At 66.6% G+C, this 24001-nt stretch carries 25 protein-coding genes; 16 read left to right on the top strand and 9 right to left on the bottom strand.

All coding sequences use genetic code 11. The features are described 5' to 3' along the window. Positions 1–5 precede the first annotated feature (5 nt). Entirely contained in the window at positions 6–1049 is a 1044-nt protein-coding gene (locus NPA30_RS03825) for a zinc-binding dehydrogenase (RefSeq protein WP_256801033.1), read from the top strand. Beyond that, positions 1046–1963 carry a lipid A biosynthesis lauroyl acyltransferase gene (locus NPA30_RS03820; protein ID WP_256801032.1) on the top strand — a complete coding sequence of 306 codons (918 nt, stop codon included), beginning with the start codon at positions 1046–1048 and terminating at the stop codon, positions 1961–1963. Before NPA30_RS03825 ends, NPA30_RS03820 begins: the two co-directional genes overlap by 4 nt. A gap of 57 nt (positions 1964–2020) precedes the next feature. On the opposite strand, the gene NPA30_RS03815 is transcribed toward NPA30_RS03820, so the two are convergent. Then, positions 2021–2458, bottom strand: a complete 438-nt coding sequence (locus tag NPA30_RS03815) for a L,D-transpeptidase (RefSeq protein ID WP_256801031.1) — start codon at positions 2456–2458, stop codon at positions 2021–2023. 215 nt (positions 2459–2673) lie between these two features. Between NPA30_RS03815 and NPA30_RS03810 the strand changes: the two genes are divergently transcribed. The 4 genes from NPA30_RS03810 (at position 2674) to NPA30_RS03795 (ending at position 7695) form a co-directional block, all read left to right on the top strand. Next, entirely contained in the window at positions 2674–4695 is a 2022-nt protein-coding gene (locus tag NPA30_RS03810; RefSeq protein WP_256801030.1) for a putative bifunctional diguanylate cyclase/phosphodiesterase, read from the top strand. A gap of 279 nt (positions 4696–4974) precedes the next feature. Further along, positions 4975–5313, top strand: coding sequence for a response regulator (locus NPA30_RS03805; RefSeq protein WP_256801029.1), 339 nt, complete (start codon positions 4975–4977; stop codon positions 5311–5313). Between the two features lie 413 nt (positions 5314–5726). Continuing rightward, a complete protein-coding gene (locus NPA30_RS03800) occupies positions 5727–6614 on the top strand; it encodes an ABC transporter permease (protein WP_256801028.1) in 888 nt (295 codons plus the stop codon). Next, the gene (locus NPA30_RS03795) at positions 6607–7695 is read left to right on the top strand and encodes a quaternary amine ABC transporter ATP-binding protein (protein ID WP_256801027.1); all 1089 of its coding nucleotides are present in this window, start codon (positions 6607–6609) and stop codon (positions 7693–7695) included. Before NPA30_RS03800 ends, NPA30_RS03795 begins: the two co-directional genes overlap by 8 nt. A 45-nt stretch (positions 7696–7740) precedes the next feature. On the opposite strand, the gene NPA30_RS03790 is transcribed toward NPA30_RS03795, so the two are convergent. Both NPA30_RS03790 and NPA30_RS03785 read right to left on the bottom strand, forming a co-directional pair. After that, on the bottom strand, positions 7741–7923 hold the full coding sequence (locus NPA30_RS03790) for a hypothetical protein (RefSeq protein WP_256801026.1): 183 nt from the start codon (positions 7921–7923) through the stop codon (positions 7741–7743). A gap of 130 nt (positions 7924–8053) precedes the next feature. Next, on the bottom strand, positions 8054–9643 hold the full coding sequence (locus NPA30_RS03785) for an EAL domain-containing protein (protein WP_256801025.1): 1590 nt from the start codon (positions 9641–9643) through the stop codon (positions 8054–8056). Positions 9644–10135: 492 nt separating this feature from the next. On the opposite strand from NPA30_RS03785, the gene NPA30_RS03780 reads away from it, so the two are divergent. Continuing rightward, positions 10136–10420 carry a hypothetical protein gene (locus NPA30_RS03780; RefSeq protein ID WP_256801024.1) on the top strand — a complete coding sequence of 95 codons (285 nt, stop codon included), beginning with the start codon at positions 10136–10138 and terminating at the stop codon, positions 10418–10420. 50 nt (positions 10421–10470) lie between these two features. On the opposite strand, the gene NPA30_RS03775 is transcribed toward NPA30_RS03780, so the two are convergent. Then, positions 10471–10605 carry an EncA/B family entericidin gene (locus tag NPA30_RS03775; protein ID WP_256801023.1) on the bottom strand — a complete coding sequence of 45 codons (135 nt, stop codon included), beginning with the start codon at positions 10603–10605 and terminating at the stop codon, positions 10471–10473. Between the two features lie 192 nt (positions 10606–10797). Between NPA30_RS03775 and NPA30_RS03770 the strand changes: the two genes are divergently transcribed. The 5 genes from NPA30_RS03770 to NPA30_RS03750 all read left to right on the top strand — a co-directional run bounded on the left by NPA30_RS03770 (position 10798) and on the right by NPA30_RS03750 (position 14839). Then, complete coding sequence (locus NPA30_RS03770; RefSeq protein ID WP_256801022.1) at positions 10798–11439, top strand: exopolysaccharide biosynthesis protein; 642 nt, start codon at positions 10798–10800, stop codon at positions 11437–11439. Between the two features lie 150 nt (positions 11440–11589). After that, positions 11590–11901: a hypothetical protein gene (locus NPA30_RS03765; protein ID WP_256801021.1), complete on the top strand. Its 312-nt coding sequence runs from the start codon at positions 11590–11592 to the stop codon at positions 11899–11901. 97 nt (positions 11902–11998) lie between these two features. Continuing rightward, entirely contained in the window at positions 11999–12367 is a 369-nt protein-coding gene (locus tag NPA30_RS03760) for a response regulator (protein WP_372338736.1), read from the top strand. 328 nt (positions 12368–12695) lie between these two features. Then, positions 12696–12986, top strand: coding sequence for a hypothetical protein (locus NPA30_RS03755; RefSeq protein WP_256801020.1), 291 nt, complete (start codon positions 12696–12698; stop codon positions 12984–12986). A 290-nt stretch (positions 12987–13276) separates the two neighbouring features. Next, entirely contained in the window at positions 13277–14839 is a 1563-nt protein-coding gene (locus NPA30_RS03750) for a PAS domain-containing sensor histidine kinase (protein ID WP_256801019.1), read from the top strand. A gap of 76 nt (positions 14840–14915) precedes the next feature. Here NPA30_RS03750 and NPA30_RS03745 read toward each other — a convergent pair whose 3' ends face one another. The 3 genes from NPA30_RS03745 to NPA30_RS03735 are packed head-to-tail and all read right to left on the bottom strand — an operon-like array spanning position 14916 to position 17879. Further along, positions 14916–15950: a sensor histidine kinase gene (locus NPA30_RS03745; RefSeq protein WP_256801016.1), complete on the bottom strand. Its 1035-nt coding sequence runs from the start codon at positions 15948–15950 to the stop codon at positions 14916–14918. Continuing rightward, positions 15947–16369, bottom strand: a complete 423-nt coding sequence (locus NPA30_RS03740) for a response regulator (protein ID WP_256801558.1) — start codon at positions 16367–16369, stop codon at positions 15947–15949. The genes NPA30_RS03745 and NPA30_RS03740 overlap by 4 nt, the downstream gene beginning before the upstream one ends. A gap of 7 nt (positions 16370–16376) precedes the next feature. Next, entirely contained in the window at positions 16377–17879 is a 1503-nt protein-coding gene (locus tag NPA30_RS03735) for a sensor histidine kinase (RefSeq protein WP_256801015.1), read from the bottom strand. 216 nt (positions 17880–18095) lie between these two features. Between NPA30_RS03735 and NPA30_RS03730 the strand changes: the two genes are divergently transcribed. Together NPA30_RS03730 and NPA30_RS03725 are read left to right on the top strand one after the other, a co-directional pair. After that, positions 18096–18569, top strand: coding sequence for a hypothetical protein (locus NPA30_RS03730; RefSeq protein ID WP_256801014.1), 474 nt, complete (start codon positions 18096–18098; stop codon positions 18567–18569). A 69-nt stretch (positions 18570–18638) separates the two neighbouring features. Further along, the gene (locus NPA30_RS03725) at positions 18639–19127 is read left to right on the top strand and encodes a Dps family protein (RefSeq protein ID WP_256801013.1); all 489 of its coding nucleotides are present in this window, start codon (positions 18639–18641) and stop codon (positions 19125–19127) included. Between the two features lie 156 nt (positions 19128–19283). On the opposite strand, the gene NPA30_RS03720 is transcribed toward NPA30_RS03725, so the two are convergent. Next, positions 19284–19568 (bottom strand): DUF1289 domain-containing protein, encoded by a 285-nt coding sequence (locus NPA30_RS03720; protein ID WP_256801012.1) that lies wholly within the window; start codon positions 19566–19568, stop codon positions 19284–19286. A gap of 166 nt (positions 19569–19734) precedes the next feature. Beyond that, complete coding sequence (locus tag NPA30_RS03715) at positions 19735–20481, bottom strand: DUF1194 domain-containing protein (RefSeq protein ID WP_372338735.1); 747 nt, start codon at positions 20479–20481, stop codon at positions 19735–19737. Between the two features lie 423 nt (positions 20482–20904). Here NPA30_RS03715 and NPA30_RS03710 point away from each other — a divergent pair, with 423 nt between their 5' ends. Both NPA30_RS03710 and NPA30_RS03705 read left to right on the top strand, forming a co-directional pair. After that, positions 20905–22617, top strand: a complete 1713-nt coding sequence (locus tag NPA30_RS03710; RefSeq protein WP_256801008.1) for a hypothetical protein — start codon at positions 20905–20907, stop codon at positions 22615–22617. A 92-nt stretch (positions 22618–22709) separates the two neighbouring features. Then, positions 22710–23942, top strand: coding sequence for an OmpP1/FadL family transporter (locus NPA30_RS03705; protein ID WP_256801007.1), 1233 nt, complete (start codon positions 22710–22712; stop codon positions 23940–23942). The last annotated feature ends 59 nt before the right edge of the window (positions 23943–24001 follow it).

The following is a 24001-nucleotide window of genomic DNA, read 5'->3' as shown; positions in this document are numbered from 1 at the left end:
CCTCCATGCGTGCACTCCAACTCGTCGGCGACCGCGACCTGCGGCTGACCGAGGTCGAAGCGCCGGGTGCGCCCGGCCCTGGCGAGGCAACCGTGGCGATCCGTGTCGTCGCGCTCAACCACATCGACGTCTGGGGCTGGCGCGGCATGGCCTTCGCCAAGCGCAAGCTGCCACTGACCATCGGCGCGGAAGCGGCCGGCGTGGTCGAGGCGATCGGACCGGGCGTGTCGAGCGTCCTTCCCGGCCAACTCGTGTCGATCTACGGCGCACGCACCTGCGGGCTCTGCCGCCCGTGCCGGGAAGGCCGGGACAACCTGTGCGAACACGTCGCCGGCGTCCACGGCTTCCATCTCGACGGCTTCGCCTGCGAGCGGATCAACCTGCCGGCCCGCCAGCTGGTGCCCGCACCGCCCGGCTGCGACGCCCTCGGCGCGGGGCTGGCGCCGGTGACCTTCGGCACGGTCGAACACATGCTGTTCGACAATGCCCGCCTCGAACCCGGCGAGACGGTGCTCGTCCATGCCGGCGGATCGGGAATCGGATCGGCCGCCATCCAGCTCGCCAAGCGCCACGGCGCGACGGTGATCACCACGGTCGGCTCGGACGAGAAGGCGGACCGGGCCCGCGCGCTCGGCGCCGATCACGTCATCAACTACCGCGAGGAGCGCTTCGAGGGAGCGGTGCGCAAGCTCACGAAGAAGCGCGGCGTCGACGTCGTGTTCGAGCATGTCGGGGCCGACACCTGGGCCGGCTCGATGCTCAGCCTCAAGCGCGGCGGCCGGCTCGTCACCTGCGGCTCGACCTCCGGCGTCTCGGCGCCGACCAATCTCATGATGCTCTTCCAGCAGCAGCTCAAGCTGCTCGGCTCCTTCGGCTGCACCATGGGCAACATGCGCGACGCCATGCAGAAGATGGCGCGCGGCCTCGTCGCTCCGGTGATCGACACCGAGATCGGCTTCGACGACATCGCGGTCGCGCTCGACCGGATGGAGAGCCGCCGGGTCTTCGGCAAGATCGTCCTCAAGATCGAAGACGCAAGGACCCGATGAACCCGAGGATCGCGCGGCTGTGGAAGCGCTGGCGCAAGGCGCAGCAATGGCTGGTGGCGCAGGCGATGTTCACCATCCTGCGGGTGCTGCGGCTGCTGCCCGCGCGGGCGGGGCTGGCAGCGGCCGAGGCCCTGGCGCGTACGCTCGGTCCGCTCAGCCCGCGCCACGGCCTCGCCCTGCAGAACCTTCGTCACGCTTATCCCGAGAAGCCCGAGATCTGGGTCCGTCGGATCGCGCGCGCCAACTGGGGCCAGATGGGGCGGCTCGCCGCCGAATACGTCTTTCTGGACGAGATCTTCGACTACGATCCCACCCGGACAGAGCCTGGGATCGTGGAGGTCGAAGGCGTCGAGATCTTCGAGGAGCTGCGCGAGCGCAAGGGACCGTTCATCTTCTTCACGGCCCATCTCGGCTGCTTCGAACTGTTGCCGATCTGCGCGGCGACCTTCGGGCTGGAGGTCACCGCCCTCTTCCGCCCGCCCAACAACCGCTACATCGCCCGCGAAGTGCTCTCGACGCGCCGGACACGCGGCGGCCATCTCGTGCCGTCCAAGGCAGGCGCCGCCTGGTCTCTGGTCGGCGCGCTCGACAGCGACGGATCGGTCGGGATGCTGGTCGACCAGAAGTTCGCCAAGGGTGTGCCGACGACCTTCTTCGGACGCGACTGCCGCACCAACCCGCTGCTGGCCAAGCTGGCACGCCAGTTCGACTGCGAGGTCTATCCGGCGCGTGCCCTGCGGCTTCCCAACGGACGCTACCGCCTCGAGCTGATGCCGCGGCTCGACCTGCCGCGCGATGCCACCGGAGCGGTCGACGTCGCGGCGACGTGCCAGGCCCTCAACGACGTCGTCGAAAGCTGGGTGCGCGACTACCCAGACCAGTGGATGTGGTTCCACCGGCGCTGGCAGACCTGAGGCGCCTGCACGATCCAAGGGCCGCCCTCCCCATCGAGGCGACATTGCGATCGCGCGTCAGCGGGTGATGACGATGCGCGCGTTGCTCGGACCGACCCGCTTGACGTAGTCGAAGAGGACCGCCGCGTTGCGGGGATCCAGCCGGACACAGCCATGCGAGGCCGGGCGGCCGAGATTGCGCAGCGCATCGGTCCCGTGCACGGCATAGCCGCCGCGGAAGAAGATCGAGTAGGGCATCGGCGAGTTGTCGTATTTGCGCGAATACCACATCCGGTGCATGCGCGTCGGCCGGTACGTGCCGACCGGCGTGACGTAGCCCCTGCGTGCGGTGGACACGGCCCAGCGGTGCACGAGTTCGCCGTCATAGGAAACGGTCATCGTCTGCGAAGACAGATCGACCCGTGCAACCAGACGAGGTGCCGCCGCCCCGGCGGACCCGACGGCAAGACCCAGGGCGCAGACGGCGAGAGCGAACAGCTTTGAAAGGTGCGTCATCGTATTTCCCCCTCAATATCGGCTCTTTTTTGCCACATATTGCTACCTGTAGCCGGCTCAGTGGTCAAATGCCGTGCGAGTGATGATCGGGGAAGCGGACGATCGCGGTTAATGCCCCGCAGCAGGAAAAGGACCGCCGGCCCAAATCGAGGCGGTGGTCAGACGCTTTGTTTACCTTCGGTTGCTAGGGTCGAGCCGTGAAGTGAGCATTGAGCATGCTGCGAAAGCTAAAGCGATATGGCGGGACCATCCTCGGCGGTGTGCTGCTCGCGAGCGTGGTCGCGTTGGCGGTCATCACACTTGCGTCTTTCACCGTCGGCAGCCTGGTCGAGACGGCGATGCGCGAGAAGGGCCGCCAGCTCACCGACCTGCTGATCGCCAATCCCGACACGCTCGACGCGCTGCTCACCGGCATCGCGCGCGACAGCGACGCCGAAACCACGATCCGCAAGGTGGCGGGTCTCGCCGACATCCGCAGCTTCGCTGTCTTCGATCGCACCGGCAACGAGGTCTTCCGCTCGCGCTCGGAGCGCTACAAATGGTTGTTGCGCGATCGACCCGGCGGCATCAGCTCCGGCGACAAGCTGTCGACGGCAATCATGCAGCAGCCCGGCTTCTGGCAGGTCGTCTACGATGACGGCCGATCCAATCCGTCGGTCCTCACGCCGCTGATCCGCGGCGGCACGGTCGTCGGTTACGTTTCGGTCGTCGCCGACATGATCGATGATCGTGCGGCTTACGTGCGCACGCTGACCAGCGCCTCGGGGCTGCTTCTCGCCATCATCCTGTTCGCCACCGGGACGCCCGCGCTGCTGTTCTTCCTGCGCCAGCGCAACGTCGCCGAGGCCAACGACCGGATCTACTTCCTCGCCAACCACGACCCGCTGACCCAGCTCCTCAACCGCACGCGCATGCAGGAGGAGATGGACAAGATCCTGGCCCAGGTCCGCGCGACGCGCGAGGCCCTCGCCTATTTCTTCATCGACATCGACGGGTTGGCGGCGGTCAACGACACGCTGGGGCAGGCGTGCGGCGACGAACTGCTGCGCGTGGTGGCGAGCCGCATGGCGAGCGTCGTCGACAAGGCCGATCTCCTCGCCCGCATCGCAGCGGACGACTTCGTGCTCGTGCACCGACGTCTCGGCGGGCGCGAGGAGATCGCGGAGATCGCCCGCCGGATCACCGAGGCGGTGAGCGAGCCGGTCAAGATCGGCGATCAGGTCATCCGGCCGCGCGTCTCGATCGGAGTGGCGACACTGCCGGAGGACGGCCGCACCCGCGACGAGCTGATCAAGCACGCCGAACTCGCCCTTCTCTATCACAAGCAGGAAAAGGTCGGGGAGTACGTCCTCTTCCAGCCCTTCATGGACGAGGAAACGCATCGCCGTCGCGAGATCGAGGCGAAGGTGCGCGAGGCGGTCGAGGCCGACGGTTTCAGCCTCTTCTACCAGCCGATCGTCAACGGCGACGGATCGCGCCTGCTCGGCTTCGAGGCGCTGCTGCGCCTGCAGGTCCCGACGGGCGAATTCATCTCGCCCGCCGAGTTCATTCCGATCGCCGAGGCGCGGGGCTACATCAAGGCCATCGGCACCTGGGCCATCCGGGAGGCGGCACGCCAGATCGCCGCCTGGCCCGATCCTCTCTTCGTTTCGGTCAACCTGTCGGCCGTGCAGTTCCGCGACGGCGATCTCGTCGGCATCGTCCGCGAGGCGCTGGACGCGGCCGGCGTGAGTGGGCGGCGTCTCGAAATCGAAGTCGTCGAGTCGCTGCTTCTTGACCGTTCCGATGAGATCCTCGGCCAGTTGAACGAGTTGAAGGCGCTCGGCGTGTCGATCGACATGGACGACTTCGGCACCGGCTATTCCTCGCTCGGCTATCTCTGGCGCTTCCCGTTCGACAAGCTGAAGATCGACCAGTCTTTCATGTTCGCCTTCGAGAATGGCGAGCCAAACGTGTCCGAGATCATCGCCACGATCGTCTCCCTCGCCCACCACATGCACATGAAGGTCACGGCAGAGGGCGTCGAAACCCAGCAGCAGCTCGATCTTCTTCGGTCGGTGGGATGCGACCAGATCCAGGGCTACCTCTTCGGCAAGCCGATGCCGGCCGACAAGGTGGCGAGCGAAGTGCTGAACCGGTTCCGCAGCCGGACCGGCGCACCGGGCAACGAGAGCGGCACCCGCCTCCGCCCGGCGGCTGAAGTTAAACCGGCACGGGACGCCCTCGCCCTCGGCTGACGGCTTTTTGCCAAGCCGGCCGGCTAATGCAGCCGGCAGATGGCACTCCCGATCGACGGCGACCTCCGACGCGGCTGGTGCCGTTGAATATGGCTCAACGGACACAGGCACTTACACACCGCAGTGCAACCACAGCCGCAATGTGATCACAAACTTTGACAGCCACCTAAACATCATAGTTTACAAGGCGTTACAACTAAATTTTGCGGATAATCCACATCATGCGGTGCAACTCCTCGCTGGTCCGCGCATTGCTTGCCAGACTGAAGGGACATCGCCATGCGCATCTTAATTCTTGAAGACGAACCGATCATCGCGTTCGATCTCGAGGACATCGTCAGCAGCAACCTCGATGCCGAATGCCTGTTGGCATCCAATCTCGACGAGGGACTGGAACTCATCGACTCGGGCATCGACTTCGCGCTGCTCGACGTCTCCCTCGGGGACAGTGGTGAAACGTCGCTGCCGATCGCGGCGCAGCTCATCCAGCGCCGGATCCCGTTCTGCTTCGTTTCGGCAAGCCTCGGCTCGCTGCCGGCCAGCTACCGGCACGTGCCGCAGGTGAGCAAGCCCTTTCGGCCGAACGAGGTGACGCGGGTGCTGCCTCTCGCCGCCTGACCCGGCGGCACGCCGAGGTCGCGCGAGTTGAGCCGATATGACAGCGGCAAGGCTGTCATATCGCCCTCGCCTCTACTCCACCGGCCTAGAGAAACTGGAATTTCGGGCGAAGAGCCTGCCCGGTACGCAGTACCTGTCCGGGACTTTGCGACGGCTCTTCGTCACACCCAGACTGTAGCGCGCACTCGTTACCGGACGGCTAACGCAGCTCCGCATGAATGGCGTCTTCGACTGAAGCGTGGTGCTCGCATATCCGCTGGAACCCCTCCGGCGAAATCGTGATCTTCATCGTTCGCGATTTGTGCTAACGACGGCGCGTCGTGAGACGGACGGCGGATTCGCTCCGCCTGTCCGCTTCCGGCTGTCAGCTGCAGCTTCGGCGTTCCGGACGTCGACTGGCCACGGAGACCGTCTTGGACTGGGTGCTCGAGTTTCCGCAGATCGACGGCACGACTCTGCGTGCGCTCGCGCGGACAATCGACCAGCAGTACCGGGCCTTTTCGAGGGCCTGGGGTGATGCCATCGAGGCGGCGTTTCGGCCTCTCCTCGAGTTTCTCTTGTGGTTCGAAAAGCTCCTGATCGCGACGCCTTGGTGGGTGGTGCTCGGCGTGGTGGTCGGCGTCGTCTGGCTCGCCAGTCGGTCGCGGACGATCACGCTCGGAACGGCCGTCGCGCTTGTCTTGATCGGTGTCTTCGGGATGTGGGAGGACACCATGCGCACGCTGGCGATCATCGCGGTGTGCACCCTCCTCTCCGTGCTGCTGGGTCTGCCGATCGGCATCGCGATGTCGCGCTCGGACCGCCTGCAGGCCACGATCAATCCCATCCTCGACGTGATGCAGACGATGCCGTCCTTCGTCTACCTGATCCCGATCGTCATGCTGCTCGGCATCGGCCTGGTGCCCGGCCTTCTCGTGGTGGTGATCTACTCGATGCCGCCGATCATCCGCCTGACCAATCTGGGGATCCGGCTGGTCGACGCGGAGGTTCTCGAGGCGGCCGACGCGTTCGGCTCCAGCGGCTGGCAGAAGCTCCTCGACGTCCAGCTGCCTCTGTCGCTGCCGACCATCATGGCGGGGCTCAACCAGACGATCATGGCGGCGCTCGCGATGGTCGTCGTCGCCTCGCTGATCGGGGTGCGCGGTCTCGGCCAGCCGGTGCTGCAGGCGATCAACAACCAGTACTTCACGCAAGGCGTGCTGAACGGTCTCGCGATCGTTGCGATCGCGATCATCTTTGATCGCACGAGCCAGGCCTTCGGCAAGCGGCTGCAGCGGCACCGGGACGCCGAGCATGGCTGATCCGGCGATCCGCATCCGCAACCTCTTCAAGATCTTCGGCCCCCGCGACAAGGCGCTGATCGAGCGCGTCATGGCCGGCATGACCAAGGCGGAGCTCCAGTCCGACCCTGCACATACGCTCGGCCTGCGCGACATCAACATCGACATGCGCAAAGGCACGATCCAGGTGGTCATGGGCCTTTCCGGCTCCGGCAAGTCCACCCTCGTGCGGCACATCAACCGCCTGATCGAGCCGACGGCCGGCGAGATCCTGATCGAGGGCGAGGACGTGACCGCGATGACACCCGACCGCCTTCGCGCATTCCGGCGGCGCCAGGTCTCGATGGTCTTCCAGCGCTTCGCGCTCCTTCCGCACAAGACGGTTCTCGACAACGTCACCTACGGCTTGCGCATCGCCGGCGTGGGGCGGTCCGATCGGGAGCGCGCTGCGGGCGAATGGGTCGAACGGGTCGGCCTCTCCGGCTACGAGAACAGCTTTCCGGCGCAGCTCTCCGGCGGCATGCAGCAGCGGGTCGGGCTCGCCCGGGCCCTTGCCACCGATGCCGACATCCTCCTCATGGACGAGCCCTTTTCGGCGCTCGATCCGCTGATCCGCAGCGACATGCAGGCGATCCTGCTCGAGTTGCAGAAGGATCTGAAGAAGACCGTCGTCTTCATCACCCACGACCTCGACGAGGCGCTTCGGCTCGGCGACCGGATCGCGATCTTGCGGGACGGCGCGATCGTCCAGCAGGGCAACCCGCAGGACATCGTGATGAGTCCGGCTGACGATTACGTCGCCGCCTTCGTCGCCGAGGTCAATCGGGGCAAGGTCGTCAAGGTCGAGACGATCATGCGGCCGCTGTCGCCGGACTCATCCGCGCTGAGCGCGCGCTCCGCGCTTGTCGAAGGCACGTCGCTCGAGGCCGCCGCAAGGAGCATGACCGAGGCGGAAGCGACGGAGGCGGTGGTGCTCGACAGCGGCGGCCACCCCGTCGGCACCGTCACGATGCGCGATGTGATCGGCGCGATGGTGCCCTCGGGCGACGAGGGGCGCGGCCACCGCGGCGCGGCGGCTCTGGCGGCAGAGGCCATCGGGTGAAGCGGACCGGGTGCACGCGACCTGTCGGCGCGGGCCCTTCCCGGCTCAGGCTGCTTGCCGGTGCTGCGGGTTCGCCTGGAAGCAATCCGACAGGAGATCGAGGTCGACCGGCCTCAGATTGATCAGCAGGCGTTCGATGGCAGCGCGGTCGAGGGCCTGCGCGAGCATCATGTCGACCACGGCACGCAGAAGCGCCGGGTCGTCAAGCCGGTTGGGCAGTCGTTCCAAGTCAGCGGGATCCGGCACCACATCCTCCCGAAAGAGATCTTCAGCAATTTGAAACCGGATGGTTAATGCGCGGTAAACGGGACCGGCACGTGCGGTCGACAGGTGCGGGTCGGACGGTCGCTTCGGTGACTTACGCCGCGCAGAGGGCTGCTTCCGGACGGCGGCGGCGCAGGAGGATGTGCCGGAAGTCGGCGGCCTCCAGCGGCGGCGCGATGAAGAAGCCTTGCACGCTGGCGATCTCCTCGTCGAGCAACCGCAGCCGCGCCATGCATTCGGCGGTCTCGACGCCCTCCACCACGACCTCGCGGCCCGAAGCATGGATCATCCGGACCGCATGCTCCAGGAGCAGGGACTTCAGGCTGCCTTCCGGTGCCATGGCGAAAGCCCGATCGAGCTTGACCCCGTCGACGGCGAGGTCACCCAGGAGGTTGATCGTGGAATAACCCGTGCCGAAATCATCGATGAAGGTGCGAAAGCCGAGGCGGCCGAGCGCCTCGATCTCGCTCTGCGCGTTGGCGAGGAGCGCCTCGTGCTCGATGATCTCGATCACGATGTCGAACCGCGGATCGACGAGGAAGTCACGAAAGACCTCTGCGAGGAAGGTACTGTCGAGATCGCGCGGGAAGATGTTGAAGGCAACGCTGAGCCGATCTCCCGCCGGCACGATCTCCGACAACTCGTCATAGGCGCGCACGGCCACGAACCGTGTCAGGTCCCGGGTCAGCTCGAAGCGCTCGATGACCGGCAGGAAAGCCGCCGGCGGCACGATGCTGCCGTCGACATCGCGCCAGCGCGCCAGCACCTCGCAGCCCTCGATCTGGCCGCTCGTGAGTTCCATGACGGGTTGATACCTGCAGGCGATCGTGTCCTGCGAGAGGCGACGCAGAAGGCGACGCTCGAACGACCAATATGACACGGCCGTCCGGTCGAGGCGCATGGCGGCCGAGGCCGCGATCGCAAGCGAAAGGACGAAGCTTGCAAGAACGACCGGCGACCAGCGCCCGGCCAGGGCGAAAAGGTCGGCCTCGGCGATGACGCAGACGAAGCCTTCCGCCGCACAGCGCATCCGCGTCAACGTTCCCGCCAGGACCGAGGTCGCGGACTGGGCGGGGTGTTTGAGATGATGGAACAAGCCGATGGTGCCGCTTCGATGCGCCCAGCCACCCTTTCGATCGACCAGCACCGTCTCGCTCGCCAGCCACCACGGCACCTCGACCGTCGTCTCCGCCGGTGGCACCACGACGACGAAGGGGTGCTCGTAGACGAGCGTCGCGGATCGGCCCGCAAGACCGATGAAGGACAGGTCCCGATCCAGCCAGATCGAGGCGTCGGGCAGTTCGAAGTCCGGAGTCCCCAGTTGGACCTGCTGCACGGCAAGACCGCCTGTGGAGCACAGCGGCACACGATCCGGCGCGTAGATGAATTCGCTGAGACCGTCCGGAAGGTAGGCGATCTCGTGCAGTTGCCTCTTGAACTCGTCACTGCACGGCAAAGCGGTCACGTCCGACTTCAGCTTGGCGAATACCGACTGCAGCGTCTTGGCGATGGACGACGATCCGGCAAGGCGACTGTCGAGATAGGTCTGGGCCGCAAGATCGACTGCGTGGATCTGCATCCAGAGGGTGGCGCAGAAGATCAACGCGAAGACGAGCAGTCCCATGCCGTAGCGGGTTGCAGGGCGGTGCCGATCAGCGATGAAGATCTTGGCCAGTCTGCTCACGCGTCACCCCTCCGACGCTTTGCCTAGCAGATAAACTTCAACCAGAACTTAAGCTGGCTATCGACAGTCGAGCCGCGGATCCTTCCTGTGGGGCCGCCGCGCGAGACACATGAAGCTGACGCGCACAGGCGGCAGTCGAGCTGCCGCATCCTCTTGCCGCTGTTCGATCCGGAGAAGAACCTGGAGACACGATCCTTGAAGGGAGCCGCATCACGCCCTTGGGTAGAGCGCCCTACACCCCGACAGTTGCTGCCAAGCGCCAAGACGCACGTCAGGAACGCTGATCCTATGCTCGCCTGACCTGCGGCATTTGCTTTGGCCTTTTTGCGATGCTGTGAGGCGTTCCGTATATCCTTCTTCATACGCCTCGGCAGCGCCAGGATCCGAACAGCGAAGCGTTGGCCATAAGCGAATTGCTTGGCCGCCAACATGGGTCCGGTGCCCGGCTCCGAGCACGGCTGCTGAAAGCCGGGCAATGCAAAGGAGATGTGAATGGACACGGCCATCATCTTCGACAGGGTCGAGGATCCCTCGACCCCTCAAGCCGTCACCTTGACGATCCGCAGACGCGGCGCCCTCGTGCTAGCACAGGCGACGTGGCCCGCGGTCGAGCTCGGCGGCCTCCATCAGGAGCCCGGGCTGGAGCCGGAACGCCCTGTCCCGGACGCTCTGCGCAGCGCGATCGAAGTGGTCAACCGCTTTCGGTTCGACCGCATCGTGGTCGACATCGAGGATGCCGGATTGTGGGATGAACGGTGGGGGGTGCTTCGCGACTGAGGCGAAGCGAATGGCGGGCACCCGGACATGGCCCGGATGCCCACACGTTTTTACTGCACGGAGTCCTGCACCGCATCAGCAGTCGAATTCACGTCCCGGCCGACGCCGCGAACCGTGTTGGCGCATGCGGAGAGGAGCAGCGCGGTGGCCAGAGTGAGCGTTAGGACGGCAAAGCGGCGTGGCATGACGGTCTCCGTATCGGATGATGTGTCGAAAAAACGGCAGCCTTCCAAACGAGTTCCTTAGCCGATCAAATTTCGCCCGCAGAACCCCCGCCTCGGCCGCCCTCGCCTGCGCCACCTCGCGCAGTCGTCACGCAATCCTCAATCTCTTATGGGAAAGAGGATGCTGCAGCACTCACCGTCCGAAAGTACCGCGTGTCCTCCTCGCCTGAAGTCTCCCCTCCTCGCCGTGCACTTCGTCGCGGCCGGCCGCAGCTTCGGATTTCCGCCATCCTGCGGGCGCTTTCGGTCAGCCGCCGGCCCGGCATCCCGGTCGAGGACTTTTCCGAGGCTTTCGGCTCGCGTGCCTTCGGCGCGTTCTTGATCCTGTTCGGCGGGATCAACGCGATCCCGTTGCCGCCTGGCGTGCCTGTGGTTCTCGGCAGCGGCCTCATGTTGGTGGCGTTCCAGATGGCGATCGGCCGCCGGCGGCTCTGGCTTCCAAATCGTGTCCGCCGGCTCAGCCTCAGCCCGCAAACGCTCCGACGGCTGATGGAACGCCTGGGCGGCCCGCTGCGACGCGTCGAACGGCTGGCACGGCCGCGCTACTGGCCGACCGCGGACTTCGTCGCTCCGGCGATCGGATGGATGGCGCTGATCCTGTCGTTCCTGGTGATGCTGCCCTTCCCCTTCACCAACATGATTCCCGGCCTCGCCATCGCCCTCTTCGGCGTCGCGGTGACCGCGCGCGACGGGCTCTGGCTGCTTGCGGCGATCCTGCTCGGCCTCGGGGCGGTGATCTTTCTCGCCATCCTCTATGGCGGCGCCGTCCTGGCCCTCCTCGCGGTTCTCGGCTGAATCTCCCATTCCGTCCCGGCCCTCTGGCGGCGTGCGGTCGCGCCGCCATATGCTGCGGTACAGCATTTTCCTCCGCCCCCACAGGAGCTCCTCATGTCCGGCAGAACACGCAGTGGAGCATTTCCCGCCGCATCCGCCAGCGCGACCCAGTTGACGGCGCTGATGATCGGCGTGCCCTTCGTCGTCACCGCGCGCCTCGGGCGTCTGTGGTTCGACGCGGCAGCTCCGGGGACACCCGACCCTGTCGAACTTGCGCGCATGGTGACCGAGAAGGCTCAGGCAATGGTGGAGAGCGCCATAGCGGTCAACTTGGCGGTGACGCGGATCACAATAGACGCGGCCGCGGCCGCCGTGCGGGGCCGTATCAGAAACTCGCAGCGCGATGCGGATGTGCTGCTGTCGGCCGCGCTGAGGCCCTACGCGACGCGCGTGACGGCGAACCGCAAGCGCCTGTCGCACTGAACGCGTCGAGGACCCTGCTCTTGATGACGCCATAGTTTCGAGCGACAACCAACGTGTCGGTTACGGCGCCGAGGGTGCCTGGGAGGCGGTTTTGCAAGTGACAGGGGGTTCGGTCCGGGCGAAGGTGCTGGTGGTGGACGACGACGCCCTCGTCGCGATGAGCATCGTCGACATGCTCGAGGACTTCGGTCACGAGGTGTTCGAGGCCAATTCGGGGGCGCGCGCGCTCGAGATCCTCGACTCCGGGCAGCCACTCGACCTGATCATCACCGACCAGTCGATGCCCGGAATGACTGGAACGGAGCTCGCTCTGGCCGTTCGCCAGAAGCAGGCGGACCTCCCGGTGTTGCTGGCGACCGGCTATGCCGATCTTCCGGAGGGAGATGCCTTGCAGTTGCCGCGGCTGGCCAAACCCTATGACCACGTCGAACTCGCCGCCCAGCTCGCACAGCTGCTGAACGTCTGAACGAGACGCCGGCCAATCACCGGCAGCAGACCGTCTGGCTGGGGGCGACGACGCCCTCGGTCCACGCGTGCGCGCAGGCCGCCGATGGTCCGGCGCCTCACGCCGATCGGAAGGCATCCGGCGCCGAGCCCGACGCAGAGCCGCCACCTGTCCGGTGCACCGCTGCATCGGGCGCCGCGCGGTCGCTGTTGGTGCTCGGACGCAAGAGCCGTCTGCCGCCGCCAGCCCGAGGTCGTCGCATCGACCGCGGTGCCGATGTCCTGCAAGCTTCGAGCAATTTGCGCCAGCCACGCTGATCTCGCGTTCGACTGCGGGACTGCGACACATGATGAAGTTCAAGGTGATCGAGGGCGGTCTTGCCGATGGGCCCGCGGGCGGCCCGGAGGCGGCGGCTGGGGGGCCGGTGCGACCCGATCAGGTCGCTTACGAAGCGGCCCGGCGCATCCGGGCGATTGGCTTCGACGCCTGGCGTATCCGCGAATTTGCCACCGGCCGGCCGATGCCACGGGAGATCCGGTATCTTCAGCTGCAGATCAGCTTCGTTGGCGAAGCCTTGGCCCGTCTCGATCCGATCCCCGAAGACTACCGCGCCGACCGGTATTGGCCAAAGCTGCACTGACCCGGACCGCCATCGGGCGCGGGAGACGCGAGGGGCGAGGACAAGACGCTTCGCCCGGCAAGACAGTCACTGAGCCTAGTCGGTTGATTCGTCGTCTGTTTACATGTTCATGGTGAAACCTGCGGTCGGCGCTCTCCTCTGGAGGCCTGCGGCGCAGGGGGATTGGTCAGGCCAGTTGCGGAACAGCCGGGACACGCCATAGTCACGGCGTGCAGGCGCCTCGACGGGCTCTGCGGCGGGAGGGGTCGGTGGCGTCCCCACCTCCGAGCCATGCACCAGAGAGGCATCAGATGAGCATCGCGCAGCCCTTCGAGATGTCCTGGACCGAGGAAGAGCGCTACCGACTGCTCGTCCATGCGATCACGGACTACGCCATCTACATGCTCGACACCGATGGCGTCGTGACGACATGGAACCCTGGGGCCCAGCGGCTGAAGGGCTACAGGACGCGCGATATCGTCGGTCGGAACTTCTCCCAGTTCTACAGCGAGGAGGACCGCCTGCGGGGCGAGCCGCAGCGGGCGCTCGCCACAGCGGCGCGCGAGGGCCGCTTCGAGAGCGAAGGCTGGCGCTACAGGAAATCCGGCGAGCGATTCTGGGCGAACGGCGTGATCGACCCGATCCGCGACAAGCGCGGCATGCTCATCGGTTTCGCGAAGGTGACGCGCGACATGACGGAGCGGCGGGAGGCGCAGCTCGCTCTCGAACGCGCCCGCGAGGCGCTGTTCCAGGCGCAGAAGATGGAAGCGGTGGGCCAGCTCAGCGGCGGCATCGCGCACGACTTCAACAACCTGCTCATGGCGATCTCCGGCAGCCTCGAGCTTCTCGGCAAGCGGCTGCCGCCCGATCCGCGTTATGCGACCCTCCTCGAAAATGCGAGGAAGGGCACGGAGCGTGGCGCCGCGCTGACCAAGCGGATGCTGGCCTTCGCCGAGCAGCAGCCTGTCGAGCCGCGATCCCTCGACCTCCAGAAGATGGTCGAGGGAATGGCCAGCCTGCTGCAGCGTTCGCTGGGCCCGATGATCTCGATTTCGCTCGACATGCCGGCCGGGCTGGACTTCGTCCACGCCGACCTCAACCAGCTCGAGCTTGCGTTGCTCAACCTTGCCGTGAACGCCCGGGACAGCATGATCGAGGGCGGGGTGCTCCACATTGCGGCGCGGCAGGTGGAGCATGCCTCTGCCGATCTCCGGCGCACCCTTCCGCCCGGGCGCTACATCCGTCTCGTCGTGCGCGAAACCGGTGCCAGTCCCGCGACGTCGCAGCCGCCGCTGCTGGCGAGCGGCCCCTTCTTCGCGAGCAAAGGGGCAGGACAGCCCAGCGGCATCGGCCTCTCGATGGTTCATGGCATTGCCGAACAGGCCGGCGGACGGCTGTTTCTCGACAGCCGACAGGGACAGGGCACGACCGCCGAGCTCTGGCTGCCGGCGGTTCCCCGTGTCGCGGCGGCGAGCGAGGCGCTGCGTCTCGTCCCCGACCCGGCGGCGCGAGGCGCGCAGCCGCTGACGGTGCTCGCGGTGGACGACGACAGTCTGGTGCTCACCAACACCGCAGCCATGCTGGAGGATCTTGGCCATCGGGCGATCGAGGCGACGAGCGGCGTGGAAGCCCTCGCGGTGCTGCAGCGCGAAACCGCCGTCGATCTCGTGATCACCGATTACGCCATGCCGCGCATGACCGGCCTGCAGCTCGCCACCACGATCAGCGCGCGATGGCCAAACCTGCCCATCATCATCGCGACAGGCTATGCCGAGTTCGGATCGGGTGGCGCGAGCATGCATCCCGTCCTGTCGAAGCCGTTTCTGCAGCGCGAGTTGGCCGACGCGATCTCGAACGCGATCGAGTCCGTGTGAGGCAGGACGCGGCGGCCGCGGCGCGCGATCGGGCACGACCTGCTCGCGCGTGAGACGAACGCAGCGGGGCCCTTGCTCAGACCGCGGCCCGCAGGCTCACCTTCACGCCACCCGCGGCGTGCTCATAAGCCACCTCGGTGCGCAGGCTCGACGCCATCGCGCGCACGAGCTTGGCACCGAGGCCGGTTCCCCGCGCTTGAACGTTCGTGGCGAAGCCGGCGCCGTCGTCCTCGACCCGCAGCACGAAATGCTCTTCGCCGTCGCGGCACAGACTCACCCGAACCTCGCCGCCCGCCGGGGTGTCGTAGGCGTACTTGCAGGCGTTGCTCACCAGCTCGTTGACGATCACCCCGAGCGACACCGCCTTGTCGGTCTTCAGCCGGATCGGATCGACGAGGAGCCGCAGGGTCCGCGGCGACCCCGGTGTCGACCAGGTGTCCTCGAGCTCGCGCACCAGCGAACTCAGGTAATCGGCCATGTCGACCGAGGCGACGTCGCTGCCGGCGTAGAGCTTGCGGTGAACCTGCGCGATGGCGGTGATGCGACGCTGCGTATCGGCGAGCGCGGCGCGCGCAGCCTGATCCGTCAGCGAATTGGACTGCATCTGGACGAAGGCGAGGACGAGCTGCAGCGAGTTCGCCACGCGGTGATTCACTTCGCGCAGCAGCGCCTCGAGGTGCGCGTTGCTCGCCCGCAGCGCCTCCTCGGCCTCGCGCTTCGCGCGCCGCAGCTGCACGCGCTCGAGAGCCTGGCCGAAGGCCGTCTCGAGGAGGTTGAAGAAGTCGTCGCCGATGACCTTCACGACATAGTCGGCCGCACCGGCCTTCAGCGCCGCGACGGCGACGCGGCTCTCCTCCGAACCGGTGACGTAGATCACCGGCGGCGGATCGGGCAGCGCACGCAGACGCGCCAGTGTTTCAAGCCCGTCCTGCCCGGGCATGTAGTGGTCGACCACGATCAGGTCGAAGCGTTCGGCAGCGGCGCGCGCGACGCCCTCGATCCCATCCGCGGCGGTCGTCACCGTGAAGTTGCGGCGCGTCAGAGCGCGCTCGGCCAGTGTGCGCAATCCCTCGTCGTCATCGATGTAGAGAACCCGGGGCGGGTTGCTCATCGCGCATCCTCGGCCTGCTCCGGCAGCTGGATCACCGACAGGAAGAGCCCGAGCTGGCGGATCGCGGTGGCAAAGGACTCGTAGTTCACCGGCTTGGTGATGTAGACGTTGGCGCCCAGGTCGTAGCACCGCTGGATCTCGACCTTGTCGTCGGTGGTGGTGAGAACGACGATCGGCGTGCGACGCAGCGGGCTGTCCTCCGCCTTCATCCGCATCAGGATCTCGGTGCCGCTCATGTCCGGCAGGTTCAGGTCGAGCAGCACCAGAGCCGGGCCGTTCATGGCCGGACCCTGCGGCGACTCATAGAGAAACGCGAGCGCCGAGGTGCCGTCGGTGAAGTGGATGATCTCGTTGGAGACGCCTGCGCGACGGATATTCTTCTCGATGAGGCGCGCATGCCCCTCATCGTCCTCGATCATCACGATGTTAACCGGCCGGTGCTGGTTCACGGGCGTTGTCCTTATGATCAGCGAAGCTGAGAGGAAGTGAAAGTCGGAAGACGGCGCCGCGGTCAAGCTCGGAGTCGCAGCCGACGATCCCGCCGAGGCGGTATGCGAGTGCGCGCACATGGGCAAGGCCAATTCCCTCGCCCGGCTGATCCTGGGTGCCGGAGCGCCGGAAAAGGTCGAAGATGCGCTCATGGTCGCGCGGGTCGATGCCGCGGCCGTTGTCCTCGACCTCGATGACGGCACGCTCTCCGGTGCGGCGCCCACGCACCACGACGCGGCCGGGCCGTCCGGGCTTGAGATACTTCACCGCATTCTCGACGAGATTGGACACGATCTGCTCGAGCGCCAGCCGATCGCTGACGAGGTTTGGCAGCGGAGTTTCGACGCGAACCTCGGCGCCGATCTCGTCCAGCCGATGGCGCAGGCTGTCGACGATGCCGGCGACCATCGCATCCATGTCGAGCCGTTCGGGCGTGATCGTCCGCCGCCCCTCCCGGGACAACCGCAGGATCGCATTGATCAGCCGATCCATCTTCTGTGTCGACGAGCGGATGAAGCCGATCGCTTCGGGAAGATCCTCGCGCACGGCGGTGGCGGCGTCTTCGCTCGCCAGCCCGGGGGCCTGCGCCTCGACCTTGTCGAGCAGGCCCTGCAGCGGGACGAGCGAGGCGCTGAGCTCGCTGGTGAAGCCCATGACGTTGACGAGGGGCGAGCGCAGGTCGTGCGAGACGATATAGGCGAAGCGCTGGATCTCCTCGTTGGCGCGCTGCAGGTCGGACGTGCGTTCGCGCACCGCGCCTTCGAGGTTCTCGTTCAGCCGTGCCAGGGCGTTGCGTGAAGCCGTCAGTTCACGCGTGTTGCGCATGGTGATCCAGATCGTGCCCGCCGCGACGATCACCAGGAGCAGGCCCGCGCCGATCAACACGGCGTTGGAGCTGCGGATGCTCTCGTCCTGGAGGGCATCGCGCTCGGCGAGGAGACCGCGCTCGACGCGCGCCATCTCCTGCGTGGTCTCACGCGTTGCCTGAAGCAGCGCATCGCTCCGCTCCCGCTCGCCAGACGAGATGGGGGGATTTCCGTTGCGGCCTGCATCCGCGAGGCGGCGCAGCAGGCCCATGCGCTCGTTCAGCACCTCATGGAGGCGCGTCAGCCGGATCACCTGATCCGGATTGTCGGCGACCAGCGCACTCAGACTGTCCAGCGTCGCCGGCAACTGCTGGATGTTGGCTTCGAACACCTGACGGAGGCGCGGGTCCTCGGCCTCGAGGAGACCACGATACGCCGCCTCGGTGCGTTCGGACTGGATCGTGAACCGCGCAAGGCCGAGCTCGACCTGATAGGTGTGCTCAACCCAGCCGGAGTGGTCCCGGGTGCGGCTGATCAGATAGCCGCCGGCCAGCGAGGCCGTGATCAAGGCCAGAAAGCCGACGACAACCGCTCCGAGCACCAGGCGCCCGAAGGACTTCTGCACGATCGTCATTCAGCCTTGGCGCTCCGCCGCACGATCTGCAGGCCATACTCCAAGGCGGAGCAACTTGCCACAGGCGGGACAGGAGCCGAGGCGGCCTTCTCGACAGCAGACTTAAGAGGGTATGGCCGAGCTTCGCACGAGCATGTCACCTCGCTTAAAACTTGACGTGGATGGTCACCTTTTGTAGCACACGTGCGACGCTTCGAGCTCCCGAAGGATCCGCCGATGCCGGCACAGCCTGCGATCGACTTTGTCCGCGACACCACCGCCGTCCTGCCCTTCCCCGCCGGAAAAATGAGGCGTCAGGACGAGGCCGACGACCTCGACGAGCGCGCGCGACGGGATCTCGACCGGCTGCGCTGGCTCGCGATGAAAAGCCGGCTCGTACCCAAGCCGGATCTGGAGCGCGCCTGCTACCTGCTCGCCGGAGAGCCCGCGGCTTCCCTCGACCGTTACGCCGCCGCCTTCTTCCGCGGGCTCGACCTCAAGTCGCACCAACGCATGGCGTTGTACCGGCCGGGCAGCCGCACCGCGAGCGAGGACGAGATCTGGCTGCTGCGCCTTGTCGGCGCCTGGCGGTCCGACGATGCGGCGGGCGCCGCTGCCCTCGTCGCGTTCCGCATCCCGCCCGAAAGCCGTCGCTGGCTCCGGTTTCTATCGCGCGGGCTGCAGCAGGCGCTCGACGCGGCGCTGACTTGAAGTCTGTTTAGAACCCTTCTAAATCATTCTGAAGCCACGTCGCGGCAAACCGCCGCAGAGGAGAACGAGATGGGACTTATCGCTGCCAAGATCGATCCGACTGCCAAGGAGGAACTCGTGGGCGGGCTGACGCAGGCACTGTCGGAGACGGCAGTCGAGACGACGAAGGCCCAGAACTTCCACTGGAACGTCGAGGGCGCGAGCTTCGGTCCGCTTCATGCGCTGTTCCAGGAGATCTACGAGGATCACTTCGAGGCGCAGGACACGCTCGCCGAGCGGATCAAGGCGCTCGACGCGCATGCCGAGGGCCGCTACTCCGCCTTCCTCGAGCGCAGCGCCGTCACTGAGCACGACGGCCACGCGAGCGCCGGGCAGATGGTGCGGATGCTGCTCGAGGATCAGGAGACCCTGTCCTCGACCCTTTCGGCGCTGGCGCAGGTCGCGGAGAAGTGCGGCGACTGGGCGACCAACGACATGGCGACCGGCCGCGTCGAGACGCACGACAAGTTCGCGTGGATGCTGCGTGCCCATCTTCGCGGCGCCGATCCGCTGAGCTGATCGCCGGTCCGCGGTTCGATTGTCGCGCGTCCTGCTCTCGCAGGACGCCGATCCATCCTCGCCGCCTTGATGTGAACGCGCCCATCACCGGGTTTCGGCGATGGGTCTGCCCAGCACCGCAGCGCAGTCCGGACGGCGGCGGATGACTACCACATATCAGGAGGCGGGCTCCTCCGCCGCCTCCAGCTTGTCCAGCGGACAAGGCACGTCCCGCCGCTCGCACTTCTTGCGATAGGCCGTCGCCCAGAACGCGAGTCCGCCCTGCTCTTCAAGCCGTGACACGAGCATCCGGAAGAAGGCCTTCTTGTCGGCCTTCTCCTCCAGGCGAACGAACGCCTTCTTCTCGTCCTTCGTCATCGAGCAGCCGATGCAGCGGCCCTGGCGCTTGTACTTGCACACGTCGATGCAGGGCGACGGCGCGTCTCTCCACGTCTTGGCCAACCGAATCCTCGTTGAAGTGTCTTGGAGCGCCCGACCGTCTGCGCACACGCGCGGCGCCGCAGGGCGGAGCGCAAGGATGCGCTGCATGTCGGTTTTGCCGCCAGGATGTCAATGCGCCGGGAGCCGGGGCGAGACAAATCGGACGTGACGCCGGGTCGGCGAGCGCTCAGTTGCCCCAGCGGTCCTGCTGCTGGTTCCACATGGATTCGCCGATCATGCAGTTGACGTCGGGCTCGGCCTGCGCGCTGAGCACCGGAGGAGCCGCCGACCTCGGCGCGGGCCACCCGCCGGCAAGTTCCAGCACCAGCTTGCGCCGGACGGCTTCCGGAAACTGCTCCCAGTCGTTGACCGGGATCATGAAGGCGCCGGGCCCGCCGATCACGCACTTGCTGTAGTAGCGGTCGAGGTCGCGGATGCTGCCCCAGGAGGCGTAGCCGTAGCTGTTGCCGGAGGTCATCAGCGGCAGGCCGTTGATGGTGATGCCCTTCGCCGCGGCGTCGTCGCGCGCGTCCGCCACTGGCCGGCCCTGGTTGTTCGGGCCGTCACCCGAAATGTCGATGACCCGTCGCAACCCGTTGAAACCGTTGTTGTCGAACATTGGCACCACGAAGTCGATGGCGGCGGCGATCGAGGTTCTCCGCTCGCGCTCCGGCTCCTCCGTCACCAGCTGGTAGGCAAAGGCGTCGGCGCTCTCCTTGGAATCGATCAGCGTCCAGGGAATGACGATCGTCTGCGAGAAGGTGCCCGCCCATTCGACGTAGGCAACGGCCACCTTGCCATAGCCGCCTTCGAGGATCGCCCGCTGCACCGGCTCGCTGCGAAAGGCCGCGGCATAACCGGCTCGCTGGATCTCCTGCTCGCTCTGGTCCATCGACCACGACACGTCAACGGCCAGCACCAGTTCGACGTCCACGCGCTGCCCGTCGTCCTTCGCCGGCGCGCAGTCCGCACCTTCAACCCCAGCCGGAACGAGAGCGAGACCAAGCGCGATCACGCGCGACCATGAGTCGGAGCGGTTCATTTACTGAGACTGCATTGGTCGTGCCTGCCCAGGCAATGCATAAAGTCATTAGCGGACCAATCACCTTCGGTTTACCAAGACGGTCGTAAGCATATCTTCATGACCGATGCTTGTCGCAAGAGATGATGTTGCCACCGCCGGCAACCCAGACGCTAAATTCATTCATCGTGCGAAGAACCCGTGAAGATGCGAGGATGCCGCCGGGCGCGGATCTTCGGGTGCGATGGCCCTCAGCCTTTCTTAACAACGCGACCCTACAGTCGGCGGCCGACTCCCCTTTCGGGACATCGCCGCAGCGTCACCATCGGAGACGACATGTCATTTTCGACCGAGCGTCTCGATCGCACCGCGCTCAATGCACGCGGTCTTGCACACCCGCTGGTTGTTCTCGTGCTGGCACTCGCCGCGCTGACCGTTGCGGTGATGCTGACGCGGACGCTGCCGCTCGGACCGATGTACTGGGATCTCTTCATCTATTTTGACGGTGCGAACCGCATCTTCGACGGCCAGGTGCCGAACGTCGACTTCTTCGCTCCGGTCGGCGCGCTCGGCTACTGGCTCTTCGCCTTTGCCCTGAGGCTGTTCCCGCACGCTCAGCCCCTGCTGCTCAGCCAGTGGTCGTTGTTCCCGGTGACGGCGCCGCTCATGGCGCTCGTCCTGTGGGACGTTTCGCGACGCTCGCAGCCGGTCGCCCTCGCCCTGCTCGTGCCCTTCCTGTTCTTCGCCATCGTGCCGATGAACGTCGAGGAGTTCTATTCCTATCCCGGCTTCGACGGCTTCGGCATCTACAACCGCCAGGTCGTCCACGTGCTCTACGTGCTGACGGCGGGTTTGGTCTTCATGCGCAGCCAGCGCCTGCTCGCCCTCCTCGTGGGCGGGTCGATGAGCGCACTGTTCCTGCTGAAGATCACCGGCTTCGTCTGCGCCGCGCCGCTCTGCATTTTCGCCTTCCTGGCGGGGCGCGTCGCATTGCGGAGCGCCATCGGCGCCCTCGGTCTCTTCGCCGCGGTCCTCGCCGGCCTGGAGATCGCCTTCGGGCTCATCAGCGGCTACGTCGGCCAGATCGGCCAGCTGGTCGGGATGAACGAAGGCGAGTTGCTGCCTCGGCTGGTGCAGTCCGCCTCCATCCACTTCGCCACCTTCGCGACCGGCTGCGCGCTGGCGCTGCTGCTTCTCCTCGTCGACCGCAAGGCGCTCCTCGGCGCGGTGCGGGCGCTCGCCGCCGATCGCAGCCCTGCCCGTCTGGCGCAGTTCCTCGACCGGGACGCGGTGTGGCTCGCGCTCGTGCTGGCGGTGGGCCTCGTCTTCGAAAGCCAGAACACCGGAGGCCAGGCGTTCGTCTTCATCTGGCCGGTCCTGTTGCGTGCCCTCCTGTCGAACCGCCGCAGCACTGCGCCGCGCACCTCGCTCGTCGTCGCGGTGCTGATCGCCGCGACGGCGCTCCCCCCGGCCGTCAACATCCTCCACCGCACGGCCCGGGCGCTGGTCGGGCAGTTGAACTACGTCGATCTGCCGAACGCCAACCTGAAGAGCCTCGGCCAGGTCTCGCAGCGCACCGAGATGATGGAGCGCGCCGGCCAGATGCTCGAAACCTACGCGCGGTTTCCCGAGACCTATCGCTTCCTCGCGGACCATGGACAGCTGCCGAGCTTCACCCTCTACACCGAGCCGGACTTCCAGCTGGCCTGGCTGGAGTCGATCGATCGCGGCGTCGACGCCATCCGCGCCTGGGAAACGAGCCACGGCACCCGCTTCGACACCATCATGAGCCTCAACTTCGTCAACCCGTTCCCGTGGCTGATGCAGCGCCACGCGCCGCTGCACATCGCCATCGGTGCAGATCCGTTCCGGGCGGTTCCGCCGCCGGACGCAGCGGTGCTCGACGCGGTTCGCGCAGCCGACCTCGTGCTCTACCCGAAATGTCCGGTCACCACCGCCAACGAGGCGCTCCTTGCGCTCTATCGGCCGGCGCTGGCGGGACGCACCCGCGTCGAGCTCTCCCCCTGCTGGGACGGCTTCCTGCGCTGACGTCCGTGGGCGTTAGCCTCGCACCAGTTAAGCGCCGTACCGTCAGCTCCGGATCGTCGCGTCGCGCGAGAAGTGGAGAGGGTGGGATGGGGATGGTCGCGAGGCCACTGCTGCCGCTGGCAGTCTGCGGCATCATCTGGCTGGGCGCGCCCGGCGCCGCCGAGGCCGGCTCCTTCGGCATTCGCGAACAAGGCGCCCGCGCCCAGGGCATGGCCTTCGCCGGCGTCGCCGCGGGCACCGGCGGGCTCGCCTCCATCTACTTCAACCCGGCGACCCTCACCGCCTTCGACGGCAACACCGTCAGCCTCAACGCCAGCGGCATCTTCCCCACCAGCGAGGTGCGCGTCGAGACGCCGACGCCGACGCTGCCCTTCGGCAGCGCCGGGGACATCGCCGAATGGGGCGTCACGCCCGCGGGCTATGCCGCCCATCAGATCGACGACCGCCTGTGGATCGGCGCCGCGCTCTCGGTCCCCTATGCCGCATCGAGCTCGGCTCCGAAAAACTGGGCCGGCCAGGTCTATTCACGCGATTCCGAAATCACCGGCTTCGCCCTCGACGCGATCCTCGGCTGGAAGATCAACGACCAGTGGTCCGTCGCGATCGGCCCCTCGTTCCAGTACTTCGACGTCGACCTCGAGCGCGCTCTGTCGCCGCTGCCCGGCGCCCCATCGGCGCGCATGACGGGCGACGACACCGGTGTCGGCCTGGTGGCCGGCGTCACGTGGCAGCCGCTGACCGGCACCGAGATCGGCGTCGGCTACCGTTCGCCGGTGAAGTTCGGCCTGTCAGGCGACCTTGAGACGCCGCTGGCGAGGCTGCCGGTGCGTGCCGACATGACGATGCCGGAGACGGTCAGCCTCGGCGTCAGCCAGGCGGTGACACCGGACCTGACGCTCGCCGCCACCGTCGAGTGGACCAACTGGAGCCGGCTGCAGGACACCCCGGTGCTCGATCCCTACGGCAATCCGGCCACCAGCATCGAACTGGACTATCGCGACGGCTGGTATTACGGCCTCGGCGCATCCTATCGCTGGAACGACGCGCTGACGCTGCGGGCGGGCATTGCCTACGAGCAGTCGCCGATCGATGACGGCAACCGCACGACCGAGCTGCCGGACGGCGACCGAGTGCATCTCGCCGCGGGCTTCGGCTATGCGGTCAACGACCATCTCACCTTCGACTTCGCCTACGCCCACATCTTCATCGGCGACGTCGACCTGAAGATCGACCCGGGCCATCCGAGCTACGCGGGCCTGCCCTTCTACGGCGAGGCGACGACGTCGGTGGACACGGCCTCGGCCGCCATCCAGTACCGCTTCTGACGCCGCGCCCTCCCCGGGGCCTTGGAATGCAGAAGGCCGGAACGAGCCCGGCCTCCGGC

This window comes from Mangrovibrevibacter kandeliae (assembly GCF_024519155.1).
GTDB classification, from domain to species: Bacteria; Pseudomonadota; Alphaproteobacteria; order Rhizobiales; family Rhizobiaceae; genus Mangrovibrevibacter; species Mangrovibrevibacter kandeliae.
The sequence above is the reverse complement of the archived record's forward strand: the minus strand, read 5'-3'. Positions and strand labels throughout refer to the sequence as shown.